General features: G+C 54.4%; 16 protein-coding genes and 1 pseudogene. 7 read left to right on the forward strand and 10 right to left on the reverse strand.

All coding sequences use genetic code 11. The annotated features are described in order from the left end of the window. Window positions 1–183: 183 nt before the first annotated feature. From MPAL_RS03540 to MPAL_RS03560, 5 genes and pseudogenes are all read left to right on the forward strand, one after another. Window positions 184–1,545 (forward strand): hypothetical protein, encoded by a 1,362-nt coding sequence (locus MPAL_RS03540; protein WP_174255660.1) that lies wholly within the window; start codon window positions 184–186, stop codon window positions 1,543–1,545. Between the two features lie 152 nt (window positions 1,546–1,697). After that, complete coding sequence (locus MPAL_RS03545; RefSeq protein ID WP_012617387.1) at window positions 1,698–1,937, forward strand: hypothetical protein; 240 nt, start codon at window positions 1,698–1,700, stop codon at window positions 1,935–1,937. Window positions 1,938–2,111: 174 nt separating this feature from the next. Then, window positions 2,112–3,677: a hypothetical protein gene (locus tag MPAL_RS03550; protein ID WP_148208120.1), complete on the forward strand. Its 1,566-nt coding sequence runs from the start codon at window positions 2,112–2,114 to the stop codon at window positions 3,675–3,677. 68 nt (window positions 3,678–3,745) lie between these two features. Further along, window positions 3,746–4,723, forward strand: coding sequence for a DNA adenine methylase (locus tag MPAL_RS03555; RefSeq protein ID WP_012617389.1), 978 nt, complete (start codon window positions 3,746–3,748; stop codon window positions 4,721–4,723). A gap of 231 nt (window positions 4,724–4,954) precedes the next feature. After that, a pseudogene (locus tag MPAL_RS03560) lies at window positions 4,955–5,158 on the forward strand (SufD family Fe-S cluster assembly protein); the annotation flags it as partial. Window positions 5,159–5,195: 37 nt separating this feature from the next. Here MPAL_RS03560 and MPAL_RS03565 read toward each other — a convergent pair. From MPAL_RS03565 to MPAL_RS03595, 7 genes are all read right to left on the reverse strand, one after another. Then, on the reverse strand, window positions 5,196–5,423 hold the full coding sequence (locus MPAL_RS03565; protein ID WP_012617390.1) for a ferredoxin: 228 nt from the start codon (window positions 5,421–5,423) through the stop codon (window positions 5,196–5,198). 47 nt (window positions 5,424–5,470) lie between these two features. Continuing rightward, window positions 5,471–6,685: a cation:proton antiporter gene (locus MPAL_RS03570; protein ID WP_012617391.1), complete on the reverse strand. Its 1,215-nt coding sequence runs from the start codon at window positions 6,683–6,685 to the stop codon at window positions 5,471–5,473. Window positions 6,686–6,763: 78 nt separating this feature from the next. Further along, complete coding sequence (locus MPAL_RS03575; RefSeq protein ID WP_012617392.1) at window positions 6,764–7,507, reverse strand: hypothetical protein; 744 nt, start codon at window positions 7,505–7,507, stop codon at window positions 6,764–6,766. 80 nt (window positions 7,508–7,587) lie between these two features. After that, complete coding sequence (locus MPAL_RS03580) at window positions 7,588–9,171, reverse strand: L-lactate permease (protein ID WP_012617393.1); 1,584 nt, start codon at window positions 9,169–9,171, stop codon at window positions 7,588–7,590. Window positions 9,172–9,320: 149 nt separating this feature from the next. Continuing rightward, a complete protein-coding gene (locus MPAL_RS03585) occupies window positions 9,321–10,727 on the reverse strand; it encodes a hypothetical protein (RefSeq protein ID WP_012617394.1) in 1,407 nt (468 codons plus the stop codon). After that, entirely contained in the window at window positions 10,720–11,439 is a 720-nt protein-coding gene (locus MPAL_RS03590; protein WP_012617395.1) for an ABC transporter ATP-binding protein, read from the reverse strand. The genes MPAL_RS03585 and MPAL_RS03590 overlap by 8 nt, the downstream gene beginning before the upstream one ends. A gap of 200 nt (window positions 11,440–11,639) precedes the next feature. Further along, window positions 11,640–11,885, reverse strand: coding sequence for a hypothetical protein (locus MPAL_RS03595; RefSeq protein WP_012617396.1), 246 nt, complete (start codon window positions 11,883–11,885; stop codon window positions 11,640–11,642). A gap of 581 nt (window positions 11,886–12,466) precedes the next feature. Here MPAL_RS03595 and MPAL_RS03600 point away from each other — a divergent pair. Then, complete coding sequence (locus MPAL_RS03600) at window positions 12,467–12,973, forward strand: flavodoxin family protein (protein ID WP_236610420.1); 507 nt, start codon at window positions 12,467–12,469, stop codon at window positions 12,971–12,973. Window positions 12,974–13,166: 193 nt separating this feature from the next. Continuing rightward, a complete protein-coding gene (locus MPAL_RS03605) occupies window positions 13,167–14,018 on the forward strand; it encodes an ATP-binding protein (RefSeq protein ID WP_012617398.1) in 852 nt (283 codons plus the stop codon). An 8-nt stretch (window positions 14,019–14,026) separates the two neighbouring features. On the opposite strand, the gene MPAL_RS17165 is transcribed toward MPAL_RS03605, so the two are convergent. From MPAL_RS17165 to MPAL_RS03620, 3 genes are all read right to left on the reverse strand, one after another. Beyond that, a complete protein-coding gene (locus MPAL_RS17165) occupies window positions 14,027–14,152 on the reverse strand; it encodes a hypothetical protein (protein ID WP_269078474.1) in 126 nt (41 codons plus the stop codon). Window positions 14,153–14,175: 23 nt separating this feature from the next. Further along, on the reverse strand, window positions 14,176–16,110 hold the full coding sequence (locus MPAL_RS14180) for a GAF domain-containing protein (protein WP_012617400.1): 1,935 nt from the start codon (window positions 16,108–16,110) through the stop codon (window positions 14,176–14,178). 130 nt (window positions 16,111–16,240) lie between these two features. Continuing rightward, entirely contained in the window at window positions 16,241–16,519 is a 279-nt protein-coding gene (locus tag MPAL_RS03620; protein ID WP_012617401.1) for a DUF1294 domain-containing protein, read from the reverse strand. Between the last annotated feature and the right edge of the window lies 1 nt (window position 16,520).

The following is a 16,520-nucleotide window of genomic DNA, read 5'->3' on the forward strand; positions in this document are numbered from 1 at the left end:
TCTCTGCACTCCCCTTGTCGCTGGGAGTATTTATATCTGGATGGACGATAGAGTACATTTCAGGTAATATCTCTGTTTAGATCAAGACAGATCACGAGGATATTCTGTGTCTGTCCGAGTGGAATTCAGTTCTGAATCCTGGATTTAAATGGTATGGAGACAATGATGAAATTTCAAACAATTATGGTGATTCTGGTATTTCTCCTGATCGGGGTTGCATCAGGGTCACTGCTGGTGACAGTATCTGCGGCAGCTCCCCTCTCTTTGTATGCGCAAGCCGAGAACTCAACCACCGTCCCTACATTCATCGAAGGCCTGACGACGGTGCCGACAGTGCCTGTGACATCTTTGACTGCGACAGCCTCGCTGACTGCAACGGCCTCATTGACCACACTTACGACGGCCCCGACGACATCTGCAGTTACCACGTCTTCGACATTACCAACGACAACGGTAACCACCACAACCCAGACGACGGCCCCGACCACCACAGTCCAACCCACAACCCAGACGACTGTTCAGACCACTGCAACAACAGTGACAACCCAGACAACGACTCCGATCACTACCATCGTCTCGACTCCTATTACCACGGTGGTCACCCCAACGACGGTGCCGACCTCGTTCATTACGATTGTGACTTATCAGAGCCAGACTCTGCCGGTTTCGATCGTTCAGACCGTGAATCCGAACTACACCCCGACCACTTATCCGATCGATACCGTGGTGTCCCGGACTCCTGATCTCGATGCAGGGATGCAACCATATGACGGTCCGATCCCCACTATCACCACGATTGCCCAGGCGGTGATATCGACCAGTTCAAGCACGCTGGTGACCGTAGTACCGGTGAATACATCGGTTGGGGCCCCGGTTCAGTCTGTTGAACAGGTTGCAAACATCTCCAATGTAAGCCCGTACCAGACCTATACGCCGGTTCCAACCCCGAAGAACCCCCTGGGATCAAATCCTTTCAATCTTCTGCTCCTTGCAGTGCTTGTCATTGCAGGAGGGGGTGGCATCGCTCTCCTGAGCAGGTACTATCGTGGTCGGCAGGAGGAACCTGAAGAAGACGTCTCCGCAACCTCGGACCATGGTGCGAACCCAAAGACGGGGGAAAGCGCGGCTGCTGCAGGTTTTGTCTCTGCCGGGGGGCATACTACTCTCGATCAGATCGCAGATTATGATCCTGCGACCACCGAGGTCGACCACCTGATGCAGATCTTGAATAATATGGTCAAACACTCGCAGAAATCCCTCAATAATCCATCGATCCGGCTTGATACCATGGTCCGCCTCTCTGGAATCCCGACTCTGCCGATTCCAGAAAGGGTCGCCCAGTGGGGTTCTGATCATGGATACGTAGTCGTTTCGAGGGATTTCCAGAATGAAGCGCTCCTCTTCCGACAGATTCATGTACCGGGGGAACCAGATTTGGGAATCATGTATGTGGGGGACATTATGGCAGATAATGAGATTCAACCTGAACCTAAAGACCCCGACACATCGAGGGATCGTCTGGATGAATGGGAAGGGACACGATAACCTATCTCTCATTTTTTGTAGGATCCCCGCCTTCTTGATGCACCGGTCCGATTGAGTAGACCGGATAGATACGCTAAAGGGTCTGCGGTAATGCCGGCGGCGCGTTTTTTCCTGCGATGACCTTAAAGACCAGAAAATCAGGATCTGTTCATATGAGTCTGCCCGGTGAGATCATGCTTCCCCCAGAGCCCTTCACCGGCGGTGATGCTGTTTTCTTTGTGATTACCTGGCAAAACACCTTCGAATGCTCTGCTCTCTTCGACATCAAAGAGGAGATTGTTCCTGTCACTGCTGTCTTCAAATATGATCGAGAGGAGCAGGTCGAGGTGCCTGGAGAGAGGAAGGTGATGTTCTCTGTCCCGGACAGACCCCGATCAGTCAAGGGATTTTAGCATTGCTCTCTGCTCCCCAGAGATCGCTGGGAGAATTTATATCTGGGTTGATGATAGAGTACTATTCAGGTATTTTATCAGGTCAGCGGTGATACAGATCACAAGAGCGATCTTTGGATATGTTCATCAGGGTGGCTTTAGCCGGATTTCCCTGACTTGGATTTTATGGAGACAATGATGAAATTTCAAACAATTACGGTGATTCTGATATTTCTCCTGATCGGGGTTGCATCAGGGTCACTGGTTGTGGCGGTCTCAGCGGGAGTTCCACTCTCTTCGAATGCACAGGCAGAGAGCTCAACCACGGTACAGACCACACCTGCAACGTCTCTGGATTCAACAGCATCGCTTGCTTCAACGGCTTCGCTGTCCACCACCGTGCCGACGGTTCTGACAACCACCCAGACGACAGTTCAGGGCGGTCATTCAACCGGCACGCTCTCCTGGGCAGGCACCGGTTACTATGCCTCCGATCTCTTCACCCTCTCACCGGGGCTTGCAAAACTGAGTGTTACGGGTGATCAGATCACCGGGGTGTACGTGAAAGACAGTACTGGACAGACAATTGGCTCCACCTCGGCGGGCCCACAGCCAGGTTCGAGTTCTATTACGATCCCAACAGCCGGCTCGTATTTGATCGATGTGATCAGTTCAGGGACCTGGACGGCCTCGGTCAGCATGATCTCCACCCAGACCTTAACCCCGATCACGACGATACTAACGACGATCCCGACAACAACTCTTACGACGATCTCAACCTCGATCCCAACCTCGATTCCAACGATCATCCCTACAACAAATATAACGACACTTCCAACGACGATCCCAACCACCATTCCGACCGTGTTCATCACGAATGTGACCTTCCTGACCCCGACCGTCGAAACCCTGAACCCGAACTACACCCCGGCCACCTATCCGATCGATACCTCGACGTCTCGAACTCCCGATATCGATACCGGGATGCCGGCATATGACGGACCGGTTCCCACCCCGACCACAGTGGTTCAGACGGTGACGCCGACCAACTCCAGCACGTCGGGGATCGTGGTCCCGGTGAACACGTCAGTTGACGTTCCGGTGCGGACCGTCGAACGGCTTGAGAACATCTCCAACGCCAGCCCGTACCAGACCTATACGCCGGCCCCGACACCGGCGCCGGCCAAGGGTCCGGACTACCTGAAGATCCTGCTCCTTGTGGTGCTTGCTATAGTGGGCGGGGGCGGGATCGCCCTGTTGAGCAGGTATTATCGTGGCCGACAGCAGGCGTTAGGAGAGGTTGTTCCAGGGACCGAGGATGGGGGAGCGATCCCCGTGGTTAAAGATGGAACGGATGCTGTCGGGGAAGCCGCACCAGAAGGACAGATCCTCCTCGACCAGATCGCAGATTATGACCCGGCAACCAGTGAGATAGAAAACCTGATGCAGATGCTGAACAAACTGGTTCAGAACTCACAGAAATCCCTCCATAACCCCTCGATCCGGCTCGATGATCTGATCCGCCTCTCTGGGATCTCAACCCTGCAGATTCCCGAACGGGTCGCTCAGTGGGGTGCCGATCATGGCTACGTCGTCGTCTCAAGGGATTTCAAGAATGAGGCGCTCCTCTTCCGGCAGCTTCCGGTGCCGGGTGAACCCGACCTTGGGATCATGTATATCGGGGATCTCATCAGGGACAATGAGATTCCTCCTGCACCCAGTAAACCGGGATTATCAGAGGACGTTCCTGATAGCCGGTAAGAGGTGATACCTCTTTCTCTCTCTTTGATTTATTGTAGATTCCGATATTTCCCTTCTGGATGAAACCCATGCGACCGAGTAAACCTGGAACGTGCATTATCCGGCCGGCGGTAAAACCGACAGCAAAGCCAATGGCACGGCCATTTTTAAAATGGGCAGGGGGAAAGACCCAACTCCTTGATCAGCTCCAGCGACGTCTGCCCGGAGAGATCCAGCAGGGCGAGATCACCCATTACCTTGAACCCTTCGTCGGCGGAGGTGCAGTCTTCTTTGCGATCAACCAGTGTTACTCCTTTGAATGCTCTGATATCTGCGATATCAACGAGGAACTCGTCCTCGCCTATACTGTCGTCAAACGCGATGTCGAGGCTCTGATCGAAGTGCTCGACAGAATGGAGACGGAATATTATGCTCTGGACGAGGCCGGCCGGTCAGGTTACTTCTACCAGGTCAGGGAGATCTTCAATGCAGAGAAGGAGGGCACTTGTTTTGATCGGTATACCCGATCATGGGTCGATCGGGCTGCTCTGTTGATCTTTTTGAACCATACCTGCTTCAACGGGCTGTACCGGGTCAACGCCAAAGGTCACTTCAATGTTCCGTTCGGCAGGTACCGGTCTCCACGGATCCTGGATGCAGAGAACCTCAGGCTGGTATCAAAGGTGCTCGAGAGGACCGCGATCCATCACGGCGACTTCACCGGCTGCGAAGGAATGGTGAATGAGCGGACCTTTGTCTATCTTGACCCTCCATACCGCCCCCTGAACAGCACCGCCCAGTTCACTGGTTATTACCGGGCCGGCTTTAATGAGGGGGACCAGGTCAGGCTGGCCGAGTTCATCGGGACCCTGGATCGACGGGGGGCAAAGATCATGCTCTCCAACTCGGACCCCTGCAATGAGGATCCCGATGATACCTTCTTCGATACCCTCTATGTAGGGTACACGATCGATCGGGTCTCTGCAAAGCGGACGATCAACAGCAATGCCGGACGGCGCGGTGCGATATCTGAACTGGTCATCACCAACTATCCTCCCGTCATATGAATGATCTGTCTGGTGCAGAACACCCTTGTGACGTATCTCTCCTCTGCCCTCACCGATTCAATCGTTACCTTTGAGGAATAAGGGGGGGCCTGTGATATGGAGTGTTTGAGATACAGAATCTCCACGCACGCGTGGGGGATCGTCGCAATGTGGGATGAATCGCTGAAAAAGAGACAGAATCTCCACGCACGCGTGGGGGATCGGGAGATTCTTCATGATGTCACACTCACGGTCGGGACTGAACTCTCGCATGAAGCAGCCGTGGGTAAGATCGCCCGGGACGAGATCGATTATCTGGTCTCCCGCGGACTCGATGAAGAGGTCGCGACAGCGACGATCATCCGGGGATTCCTGGATGTGAAGATCCAGGGGCTTCCCGACGCTCTGCAACAGCAGATCGAAGCTGCCATCGACGTGGCCGAGCAGGGATTCTGATCCCGGTATGGCAGTGATGTAAAGAGGGACTTGTCCCTCATACTTCTACTGTGATGATCTCGACTGGACACGAGTCCGCCGCGTCCTGTGCACAGGCGAGAAGTTCTGTGGACACTTTTCCTTCAGCAGGGTTCCCGCCGGTGCTGAATGCTTCAGTTATTCTGCTCTTCCCATCCTTGGGATCTTCTTCAAAGACTTCCGGGCAGGTCTCCCAGCAACTGGTGCAACTGGTACACTCTTCTCTGTTGATTGTGACTGTCGGCATGATTGGAACAGGGGTCGTTCTGGTAAAAAAACGTATTTATCTGATCCTCAGTCTCCTGAATTGATGCAGGCCCCGCTGGCATCATAGGTGCCGTATTCTCCTCTGTAGAACCAGTTCCGATAGATGATGGGGGTGATCACCGTCGTGAGCAGACTCATGATCACGAGGACGACATACACTCCCTGATCGATGATGCCGGCGTTGAGCCCGATCAGTGCCACGATCATCGCCACCTCCCCACGGGGTGCCATCCCGAAACCGATGATCAGGGAGTCCTTCCTGTTCATTCCTCCGAGCCGGGCGGGAAGTCCGCACCCGATGACCTTGCTGATGATCGCTACGATCGTCAGCGCCACGAGGAAGACCAGGATCTCCGGGGTGACTGCCCGGAGGTCAACAAGGACCCCCAGCGAGACAAAGAAGATCGATGCAAAGATGATCTGGAGATACTCGGCCCCTTCCTTGAGACTTTTACTCTGGTTCAACTCCACATCCTTGAACGAGACACCGGCGATGAATGCGCCGATGATCGTTGAGAGCCCGACCATCTCGGCGCAGATGGCATAGAAGAAGGCGAACATCATGGCAAAGATGAAGATGAACTCGGGGAACCTCTTCACAAAATCGGTCCTGTCGAGGCGGACGAGATATCTGCCGATCACCAGGGTTCCGAACGCGGCGCCGATGACGATGAACAGCAGTGCTTTTATTGTGATCAGGGCGATTCCCCAGTATGAGAACGAGCCGTTGACGACGGCGGTACTGATGGCGAGGACGATCAGGGCGAGGACGTCATCGATGACCGCAGCCCCGATGATCGCTTTGGCTGCCGCGGTATGAAGTTTATCCAACTCTCTGAGCACATTCGCCGTGATGGCGATGCTGGTGGCGGTCAGGGCGGTGCCGATGAAGATCGCACTGGCTGAACTGTAGCCGAAGAGGATGGCAAGCTCCCAACCGCAGAACCATGGCACGATCACCCCCACCAGGGCGATGGCAAAGTTACGGGGGTGTATGATCTCGCGAAGGTTGAACTCAAACCCGATGACAAAGAGGAGTATGACCGCTCCGAGGTGGGCGAGGCTCTGGATAAAGTCTGTGTAGGTGATCCAGCCCAGGACGCTGGGGCCGACGAGGATCCCGACGAGGATCAACCCGATCACCGCGGACTGGTTGATGCGTGATGCAATAAGATACCCCCCGAGGGCCACAAACAACAGGAGGCTCATCTGGAATTCCGGCGAAATAAAGAGGTCTTCCATCAAAACAACTGGGAGATAACTCTACATATCCTTTCCGCTTCTTCTCCTTATCCTCAGGAACGATGAGTGTTGATGGTTCTACCGGATGATGACCGAGGCCGACTCATCGAATGGATTTCTCCGCAACTCAAGGCTGAAGAGGTAGGGATACTGCTCCTTGAGATACTCCATGTATACGACCCATTCCGGGAGCACCAGTGAATAGACCCGCACGATGTCGGTTGTGAGATGGGCTATGTCTGAAGATGGCAGTGCAGTCAGGTCGTCCCGGGCTTTTACTTCCTCGGTCAGGTGGTTGATAGCGAGGATCAGGTCGGTGAACGATTCATGTTCAAGGATCACCGGATTTTCAACAAGCCTGAGCAGAAAATCCTCCTGATTCACCAGGAATTCACGCAGATCCTCCATCTGGATTTGGTCCATGACAATGCTGGACGTGTGGGTCTTCAGATAGGTCTGTACCTCCTGAAACATCCTCGTGTTCCATTCGGTGCCGAAAACAAGCCGATCTTTGATCTGCCCGATGGTTGGGTCGGCGCTGGCCACCACCCTGAGGAGGGGTGTTCCCACCGTTGAAAAGAAGGTACCGATGACCATCTTCACCTTCTCCATCCGTTGCTTCCTCTCGCGTGATTCGAGCATCTGGTTGAGGATCAGGGTGACGACCAGCATTTCGATCGGGATGAAGGCCAGATCCCCTACAAAATAGAAGAGCAGGTTGTGAAGATCCTGGAAGATCAGATAATCGGCACCATAGAGCATAAGGGATACTATGAGCAGCCCGGTCCCCACAATGATCATCCATCGGGTATCCGCTTTCATCGTGGATCACTCTTGGCGATACAGAAAATAAAACATATACTCTGCTCTTCAGATCAGAGGTCTTGTAAAAAAGGGAGAGATCAGAGTGCCAGCAGCACGATCAGCATCGCGCCGGTGATCAGGGTTAACAGGATGGCGATCACTGCGGACTTTCTGATCACCTCGCCCTCGATCCCGATCTGATCGATCACCGCCGCTGCGTTGACGATCTTTGCCGGGGCGATAGAAGACGCGATCCCGCCTGATACACAGTGAGCTGCGTAGACCTTGATGAAGTCCAGGTTCAAGACATCAGTCGACTTCTTCAGGATTCCGTGGAACATCACGTTCGAGGAGGCTTCACTCCCGGATACGAAGGTGCCCAGCAGGCCGAGGAGCGGGCTGATCGCAGGAAATGCGACCCCAAACGTCATTGCGAGGGTCAGGCCGATGATGGCGTTCATGTTCAGGTCAGCCGCCCCGGGGGCAAAGGTCAGCGTGTTGTTGATGACACTCTGCGCAGACCAGTCCATCACGTAGGCTATCGCAAAAAAGACCATCGCTGCGAGGGTGGGGGCCCATGCCCGCCTGGCCCAGGTTTTGAGGATCTCCTCGGCCTGTGCCCTGCTTTTCACCAGCACTGGGGCCGCGAGCAGGGTACTGATCATCACCCAGAAGTAGGCCTGATTCAGTAATTTCAGGTCCACGATCTTATCTGCGATCACCTGGATCTTCTGGGCGTTCCCGAGGGTGGCATAGAGGCCGGCCTGGATGATCGGGATGCTGATCGCGACACAGAAGATCACCAGCAGCAGCCAGGGCAGTGAGGCCTTCCAGAGCGGCATGATCGGTGTTCCGTCGTCCGTCTTCATCCTCTGGAGATCCTCGTTCTTTGCAATGATCGGCTTGCCTTTGATGTACCTGAGGAGGAAGAGGACCGCGATCGTGACCAGCCCGGAGAAGACCCCGACCAGTCCGATGGCCGAGGCCGGCAGCACCCTCACAAAGATGTTGCAGGAGATCCCGAGGGTGACCCCTGCGATGATTCCGGGGACCAGCCCTTTTTTGACCCCGGCCATGCCGTCTGCGATCCAGAGCATCCCGAGGGCGAACCCGGTGGAGATCACCGGCAGGAAGAGTGCGATCGTCCCCCCGAGGAGGCTGACATCGATGTTGAAGACCGAGGCCGGCAGGGTGATCGGAACCGCCAGCAGGGAGAAGGAAGTGAGCGGGTCATATCCGAGGCAGGGGAGCGCCACGGCTGCGAGTGGCGAGAACCCGAGGGCCAGCATGATCGGCGGCAGCATCGTCACCGGGGTTGCGCCGATCGAGACCAGGAACGAGCCGAAACCCACGTTCAGAATCATGATCTGTTCGTATCGTTCTGCCGCGATCACCTTGATGTAGGCGGTGATGCTGGTGATCGCCCCGGTCACGTCCATCATCGTGACCTGGAGGATGGTGAAGAGCACCATCAGAGAGATACCGAATGAGGAGAGTACCCCTGATTCGGAAGCAGAGAGTGCGATCCGTGGCGATGTCCCGAAGAAGAGCACGGCCAGTACGACGGTGAGTACCCAACCGATGATCCCCATTAGCGTTCCCGATTTATTTAAAAAGACGAGCCCGACGAAGATTACGATGATAGGGAGAACTGCCAGTAGAAAGGAGAATATCAGATCCAATACAATCGACCATCCTGGTTTTGCAGTACTATGTCATGCTATAGCATAACATGAAGTTTGCGGAATCTATCCGGAGATAGACTGGGGTGCGCCTGACGGTGGCATGGGTCTGAGTATTCACAAAAAAAGAATGTGGGAGACTTATTCGTTCAGAACCCTTCGATATCGGCTTTTTCCCATCGGGGATAACTGCGCCTGACGAGGAACGCTGCCGGGATGAAGAGGAGCACCGCCGCGAGCGGATAGAGCGGGTTCATGAAGGAGAGGACGATCAGCGGGACGATCACGACGGCCATGCTGATCAGGTAGGTGACGAGCACCTTCGCGTCGTAGATCAGCACGTTCGGTGAGAGACCGGTCAGATAGACCGTGACTGCGAGGCCGAAGAACGAGATGGCGAGGCCGAGCACCAGCACTGAAGGCAGGTACTGGCCGGCCCCGGTGGTGAGGGCGAGGATCGCAAGGAAGACCACCGGGATCACCTGCAACAGGGAGAAGGTGCAGATCTTGCTGAAGATGATCGTCCTGACCGCTATCGGGAGGCATCCATAGGAACCGACTGTATCGAATGCGGTGATCCAGGTGTACATCGTCGAGGCGAGTACCCCCGTCAGGATCGCAAAGAGAAGCAGCAGCGCGGCGTGCGGTAAGAACGAACCTATCAACGAGAGGAAGAACCACATGAGGCCGAGCGGGAGCAGAAACGAGAAGATCGTCTGTCCCACGGCAGCCCCGGTTCTCATGAGGTCGAGCAGATCCTTGGCAGCGAGGTAGGGATACGGGAAGAACGAGAGGCGCTTCATCAGGGGGGTGAGCCTGTCCGGGTAGCGTTTCGTTGCGTCCGCCTGTTCTGTGGTGAAGGTCTGGACTGCGATGACGAACGGGACGATGATCAGGAGCAGGGCCTCGATCAACACCACTGGTGAGAAGGCCTCGAAGAGGGCGAGCGGAGGAAACATTCTGAGCAGATCGACCCCAAAGAAGAGGTACGTCCCTCCGAAGACCGCGACCAGAAACAGACCGGCCAGAGCAAGCCCACGCTTGGAACGGGCATAGATCGTCGAGAGGAGGAAGACCCAGGCGAGACCGGTCAGGAATGTCAGGGTCAGCGTCAACAGCAGTGACAGCGGGTACAGTAGCGATATCCCGAGGATCGGGGCAGCGATGCCGAACCCTGCGACGAATGGGAAGACCCAGAGGATGAAGTAGTAGACCGTGTCTTTGATGACGAAGTTCAGGAAGATGAACCGTTCAGAGAGCGGCAGTGTCCGTGCCGAGTACGCCAGCAGGCTGGCCTGCCCGAACCGCCTGTTCATCACCTCGTTACCGAGCAGCCCAAACCCGCCGACCATCACCCCGAGCAGCAGAAAGAGGGCATGGGTGATCAGGATCAACTGTACGATCGGAATCACGGTCCCGAAGAGCGGCAGGAGAAAGGTGCTCATAAACGCGATGCCGGCGATCATCACTGGGAAGAGGGCGAAGCTGAGGGATCCGAAGATCGTCGAATGGATTCGCCACTCCTCCTTCATCATGCTCGTGAAGAGTTCAAACATGGTTGTCCTGCCTGACCCTCGTGAGGAAGAACTCGGAGAGGTGTTCATCGCCGATATCGTCGATGGCTCCGGTATAGAGGAGGTGCCCGTTATGCAGGATCGCAAAGTCAGAACAGATCTCCTCTGCGATCTCAAGGATATGGGTGCTGATGAAGACCGTGCCGCCATCCTTCACATAGGTCTGCAGGAAGTCCTTCACCTTCATCTGCATGATCGGATCGAAGTTGATCAGGGGTTCATCGATCAGGGCCAGCACCGGTCGGTGGATGAAGGCCTGGGTGAACATCAGTTTCTGTCTGGTTCCCCTGGAGAGGTCCTTGCAGAGTACGTCTCGCTTGTCCTTAAACTCCAGGAAGTCGAACCACCAGTCCGCCCTCTCGTCGAGGTCGGGGATCCCTCTGACAGCCCCGACGAAGTGGAGGTACTCCTCGGCTGAGAGAAAACTGGGCGGGGTCTCCTGTTCTGGAATGATCCCGATCCGCTCCCTGACGGTGATGGGATCCTTCTCTACATCCAGGTCGAGGACGGTGGCCGACCCGCCGGTCGGGCGGACCTGCCCGGTCAGCATCTTGATCATCGTCGTCTTTCCCGAGCCGTTCGGGCCCAGAAGGCCAAAGAGCGCGCCTTTCTGGACTGAAAGGGATACACCGTCCACAGCGATCGTACTCCCATAGGTCTTTGAGAGGTTCATCGCTTCCAGTAATGCTGCCATTATGGTACTGATCCTCTCCCTGCCATTTAAAGGTATGTTATTGGGGAACTGCCGTTACTTGCATTATTCGAGAATTCCCGGTCCCTGTTCCGTCTCATTGGATAGATCATGATTGGGTGTGGGTGCCAGGTTCTATGATATTCTCTCCAGACATTCTCTCGATGGTTGTCGTCTCCTATCAGGTGAATGGGTGATGAATATCAGGTACAGAGATCACGTACTTTTTCGATAGGTATCTTCAGTACCTTCCCGAGCTCGCGGAGTTCATCATCACTGAACTCGATCGATTCGCCTGCCGGTTTATCGCGGCTCTCCTTGATCAGGGTGTCGGCGATACTCTGGAATGACTCTGCTGAACGTTTCTGTGATGCCCTGGCGATCCGTTGACTGAAGGTCTCGGCGGGAGGAACTATCTGAGCAGGATCTTCTTCGGCGCTCATCTTCATGTATTCTTGCGTGTGATCATTATTGAGCTATCTCCTCTCCAGATAATGTCTCTGATCACAGACCGGGGGTTTGATCTGGGTTTGGGTGTGAGGACTGGTTGGATCTCATAGTTTGACCGTAAAAATTAAGAAAACTATTTATATCATTAGTGTTATGTAGATATTTGGTAGCGTCTTTGGAAGGGCTTCATCTCATCGATCGTTTTGATCATCATAAAGGTGAACTGATGATTTCGATCTCTGAGCATCCGGAAAGTACGGATGAAGCGCGTAAGCACTTCAGCGCTACCGCCTCTTCCCGACGTTTTGATGTTCGATCCTCTTCTTATTAAAACCGTGTGATGGATCAGAGATTATCCGAATCCCTCTTCTGGTATTGTGAGTGCCAGTTTCCTCACCCGTTGGCCGTGGTCCTCAACGAGGTGTTCCCTCTTGGGAGAGGAGGGTTTTTGCCTAGATCATTTATGATGCCGGTGGTGATCTGGTCCAGAAGATCCCGGACATCCATGAATTTCAGACAAAGGTCCACAGACTGACATGGGTCTGAAGACTGAAGTTTTGAGAAATCCTTTTGAGATAGCATGACCTCTCTGAAAGAGAGAACAATGAACGTGATCACCATATTCCATTCCTACTCCGGTATCACCCGTGGTGTGGCTGAAAAGGTGAAGACCGCCTGCGGTGGCGATCTCATCGAAGTAAAACCAAAAGAGAAGTATTCGTCGCTGAGTGCCTATTCGCTCGGTTGTTTTCGTGCGTTGAGGGAGGAAGGGGAACCGATCGATCCGGAGACGATTGATGTCGCTGCCTATGACCTGATCGTGATCGGGACGCCAGTCTGGGCCTGGAAAGCGACTCCGCCGATCAATGCAGCGATCGCCGCTCTCAAAAACTGCAAAGGAAAACGGGCGGTGCTCTATGCAACCTGCGGGTCATCGGCACGTGATACGCTGTCGATCCTCAAAAAAGCCCTTGTAGCGAAGAGTGTCGACGTGACCGGGGAGTTCGTCCTCTCCAGGAAGGATATCGACGAGGGGACGAAGATTGCAGACCTGATCGCCGGGGTGAATGCAGCACAGTCGTTGTAACGGTCTCGCTGCAACCACCGCCTGCTTTAGGGACAGTGCCGGCATGCTGATCGTTTCATCTCCCTTTTTTCCAGAACATCCTCGCAGGCATCTTCCTGGAGAGGCTGGAGATGAATACCCTACTCAGATCTAGGTCGATGGGGATACTGTTCAGCAGTCATTAAATGGTGAAGATGCCATTGGGAGGATGAGAATGAAGAGAAAAATTATCACGATCGATGAGGAGCGGTGCACTGGCTGTGGACTCTGTATACCTGATTGTCCGGAAGGAGCGCTTCAGATCATCGAAGGGAAGGCGCGGTTGGTGAGCGATCTCTTCTGTGACGGGCTCGGCGCATGTATCGGTACCTGCCCGGAAGGGGCGATAAGAGTCATTGAACGGGAAGCGGGTGCGTACGATGAGACGGCCGTGATGGAGACGATCGCGCCACAGGGGGCTGCTGTCATCAAGGCACATCTTGAGCATCTCAATAGCCATGGGCAGATCCCTCTGTATAATGAGGCGATCGAGTACCTGATCGAACACACTATCCAGATCCCTGACCATCAGGTCACCAAACCTCGGGCAGCGCCTGCGAAACAGACCCTCAATTCGTTTGCAGGTTGTCCGGGAGCCGCAGCTCGAAGTATTGAAAGGGAGGATCAGAATGCCGGCGATGGCAAGCCTGGGGGATCAGCATCAGAACTGCGCCAGTGGCCTGTGCAGTTGAAGTTGCTGAACCCTGCGGCGCCATACTTTGACAACGCCGATCTCTTAATAGCCGCTGACTGCGTTCCTTTTGCCTACGCCGGTTTTCACCAGGACTTTCTTCGTGGGAAGATCGTGATCATCTTCTGTCCGAAGCTGGATGCCGACATCGAGGGGTATATCTCCAAACTCGCCGAGATCCTCACCCTGCACACAATCCCCTCGATCACGGTCATCCACATGGAAGTTCCCTGCTGCAGTGGCGTGAAGTATGTTGTCGACCAGGCCTTGGAGAGGGCAGGGAAGAAGGTCCCGGTGAAGGATATCACCATATCCTTACAGGGAGCGATCCTGTAGACCTGGACTCACATCATCATTGATACAGGAGTTTCGATGACCGCCGTTGCGGTGGGACCCGCAGCTGGCTGTCGCTCTGAGGACGAGATTGTGAAGAGGATCTCGCTGTCCTGTGAGATCATCAGGCAGATCATCTCCGGATATAAGATTTGATCTGTCATCTACTCCCGGCGAACCGATAATTCCTCTTCGGAATGGTGATCTCGAACCGGACACCTTCTCCTTCGATGCCGGTCTCCCTGATCGTGATGCCGGTTAGGGAGAGGATCTCCCTGACTAAAAAGAGTCCGAGACCTGTATTCTTTCCATACCCACGAATAAAGATCTGGTCTTTTTCATTGATGGGGATGCCAACTCCGTCATCCTCCCATACTATTGTCAGGTTCTCTCCTTCCTGCCTGGACGATACCTGTATCCTGGTCACCTGCTGGCCGTGCCTGATCGAATTATCGAGCAGGTTGAAGAGGGCCTTTTCGAGCATCGGATCGGCGTTGACTTCGATACCCTGCAGACCTATGGTCAGTGTGATCTGGGGAGGGATCTGTAACTTGGAGAGAATCGCTTCTAGCCTCTGCCACTGCGGCTCGTTGGTTCCAAGGTCCTGGTAGATCCTGGTGAATCCAATCTGCGCCTGAATTGCGCGTGTGGCCAGTTTCATCTTCTTCAGGTACTTCTCCAGATCCGGGTCTGTGCATTTTACTTCTGCCATCCCCAGGTATCCGAGGATGACTGTGACATTGTTGAGGATGTCATGCCGGGTGATGCCGGAGAGTAGGGAGAGCTGCCGGTTCGCCTGTCGCAGGGCAATCTCAGTCTTCCTCCGGCCCGTGATATCGGCATTTATTCCGATCACCCTGGTCACGTTCCCCTCCTCGTCCCATTCGATTGCCTTTCCGCGGGCATCTATCCAGCGTTCGTCACCATCTTTTGTTCTAGCCCGGTATTCGATCTCAAAGGTAGATCTTCGCTCTTTTATCTGCTTCAAAAGGTCAGACGTGACCTTATACTGTTCATCCGGATGGATCAGGGAAGTCCAGGACTCAAAGGTTGGTGGAAAGTCTCTGGGTTCGAATCCGAGCATCGTATAATACTGTAAACTGAAGTACGCGTTACCAGAGGGGATATACCAGTCCCAGAGCCCCTCGCCAGCACCATCAAGGGCAAGGTGAAGCCGGTTCTCACTCTCTCTGAGTGAGGCTTCTGCCCTTCGCTGTTTTATGATCTGCCACAGCCCCTTGGTCAATAGCGAGAGTTCGCGAAGATCCCGTTCATCGTAATCAGACCGTTTATTCCCCACACCTGCGACCATCACGATGTGGTCATCGTCTATGATGGGGATATTCATGTGCCGGATGATGGGGATATGGCCCTCTGGATATCCCTTCTTCTGGGGGTTGGGGACTGCGTAATCGTTGGTGATCACCGGACGGCGCTGCCGGACGGCCTCCCCCCATAACCCGGTTGAGGCGACTGAATATCTGATCGGTTTCTCACGGATGGTGCACTGGTTCATCGCCTCCGATGACCAGGCATACATCGTCATCATCGTCTCCTCCTCCTCGACAAAAGCGAGGTATCCGATGGTACTGGCGGTGATCTTCACCAAAATCTCAATGGCACGGGTCATCAGTTCCCTGAGCGGCGCATCGACCATCTGGTAGAAGGAGACGAGCGTTTCGAGCCGGCTTTCGTCCTGTTTCAGTGCGTCGGCGGCACGTTTCCGTTCCACCCCTTTTTTGATCATATGTGCAAGTTCGGCAAACTCCGATGTCGGGTCCCCCCCTTTCTGAAGGTATGCATCGACACCGTTGTTGATGGCCTCGATGACCACATCCTCGCGTCCTCTCCCGGTGAAGAGGATGAAGGGGAGATCCTCATAGGTCACTCGGATCTCTTTGAGAAGTTGGATTCCGTCCATCAGAGGCATATGGTAGTCGGAGACGACGGCATCAAAAGGAACCGATTCCATGATGGCCAGTGCCTCGGGTGCGGAGGTGATCGTTGTGATGAAAAACTCCCCGGTCTCTTCGAGGATCAGTTTTGCGATCGCAAGGAGCATCGGTTCGTCATCGACAAAGAGCACGTGATACATCAGGGGCACCAGAACGTAATGCGGTATCTCTGTCAGGGAATTTAAAATAATGGTTCGTGGTGATGTCGTCCCGACACGGTGACCATCATCTCTCCAGTTGGTCGTCCTGACCCGACCGGATGATCTCTCTTCACCAGGTCCATCCAATCAGCAGGAGGAAGCCGGCAACCTGCATCAGGAGAAAGAGTGGAATAGAGAGGAGGAAGATGGTCTTCTTTGTCTTGTGCCGGAAGAACTGCATGCCGGCGAAGGCACCAAAGGGGCCGGCGATCGATGAGAGGAGGAGCACCCGCTCGGAGATCCGCCACTCGCGTCGTTGTGCCTGTTGCTTGTCATAGCCATAGAGGAGGAACACGATCGTATTGATAGCAAAGACGGCAGTTATGAGCAGAGGATCCTGGGCTGTCATG

The organism is Methanosphaerula palustris E1-9c, assembly GCF_000021965.1.
Taxonomy (GTDB): Archaea; Halobacteriota; Methanomicrobia; order Methanomicrobiales; family Methanospirillaceae; genus Methanosphaerula; species Methanosphaerula palustris.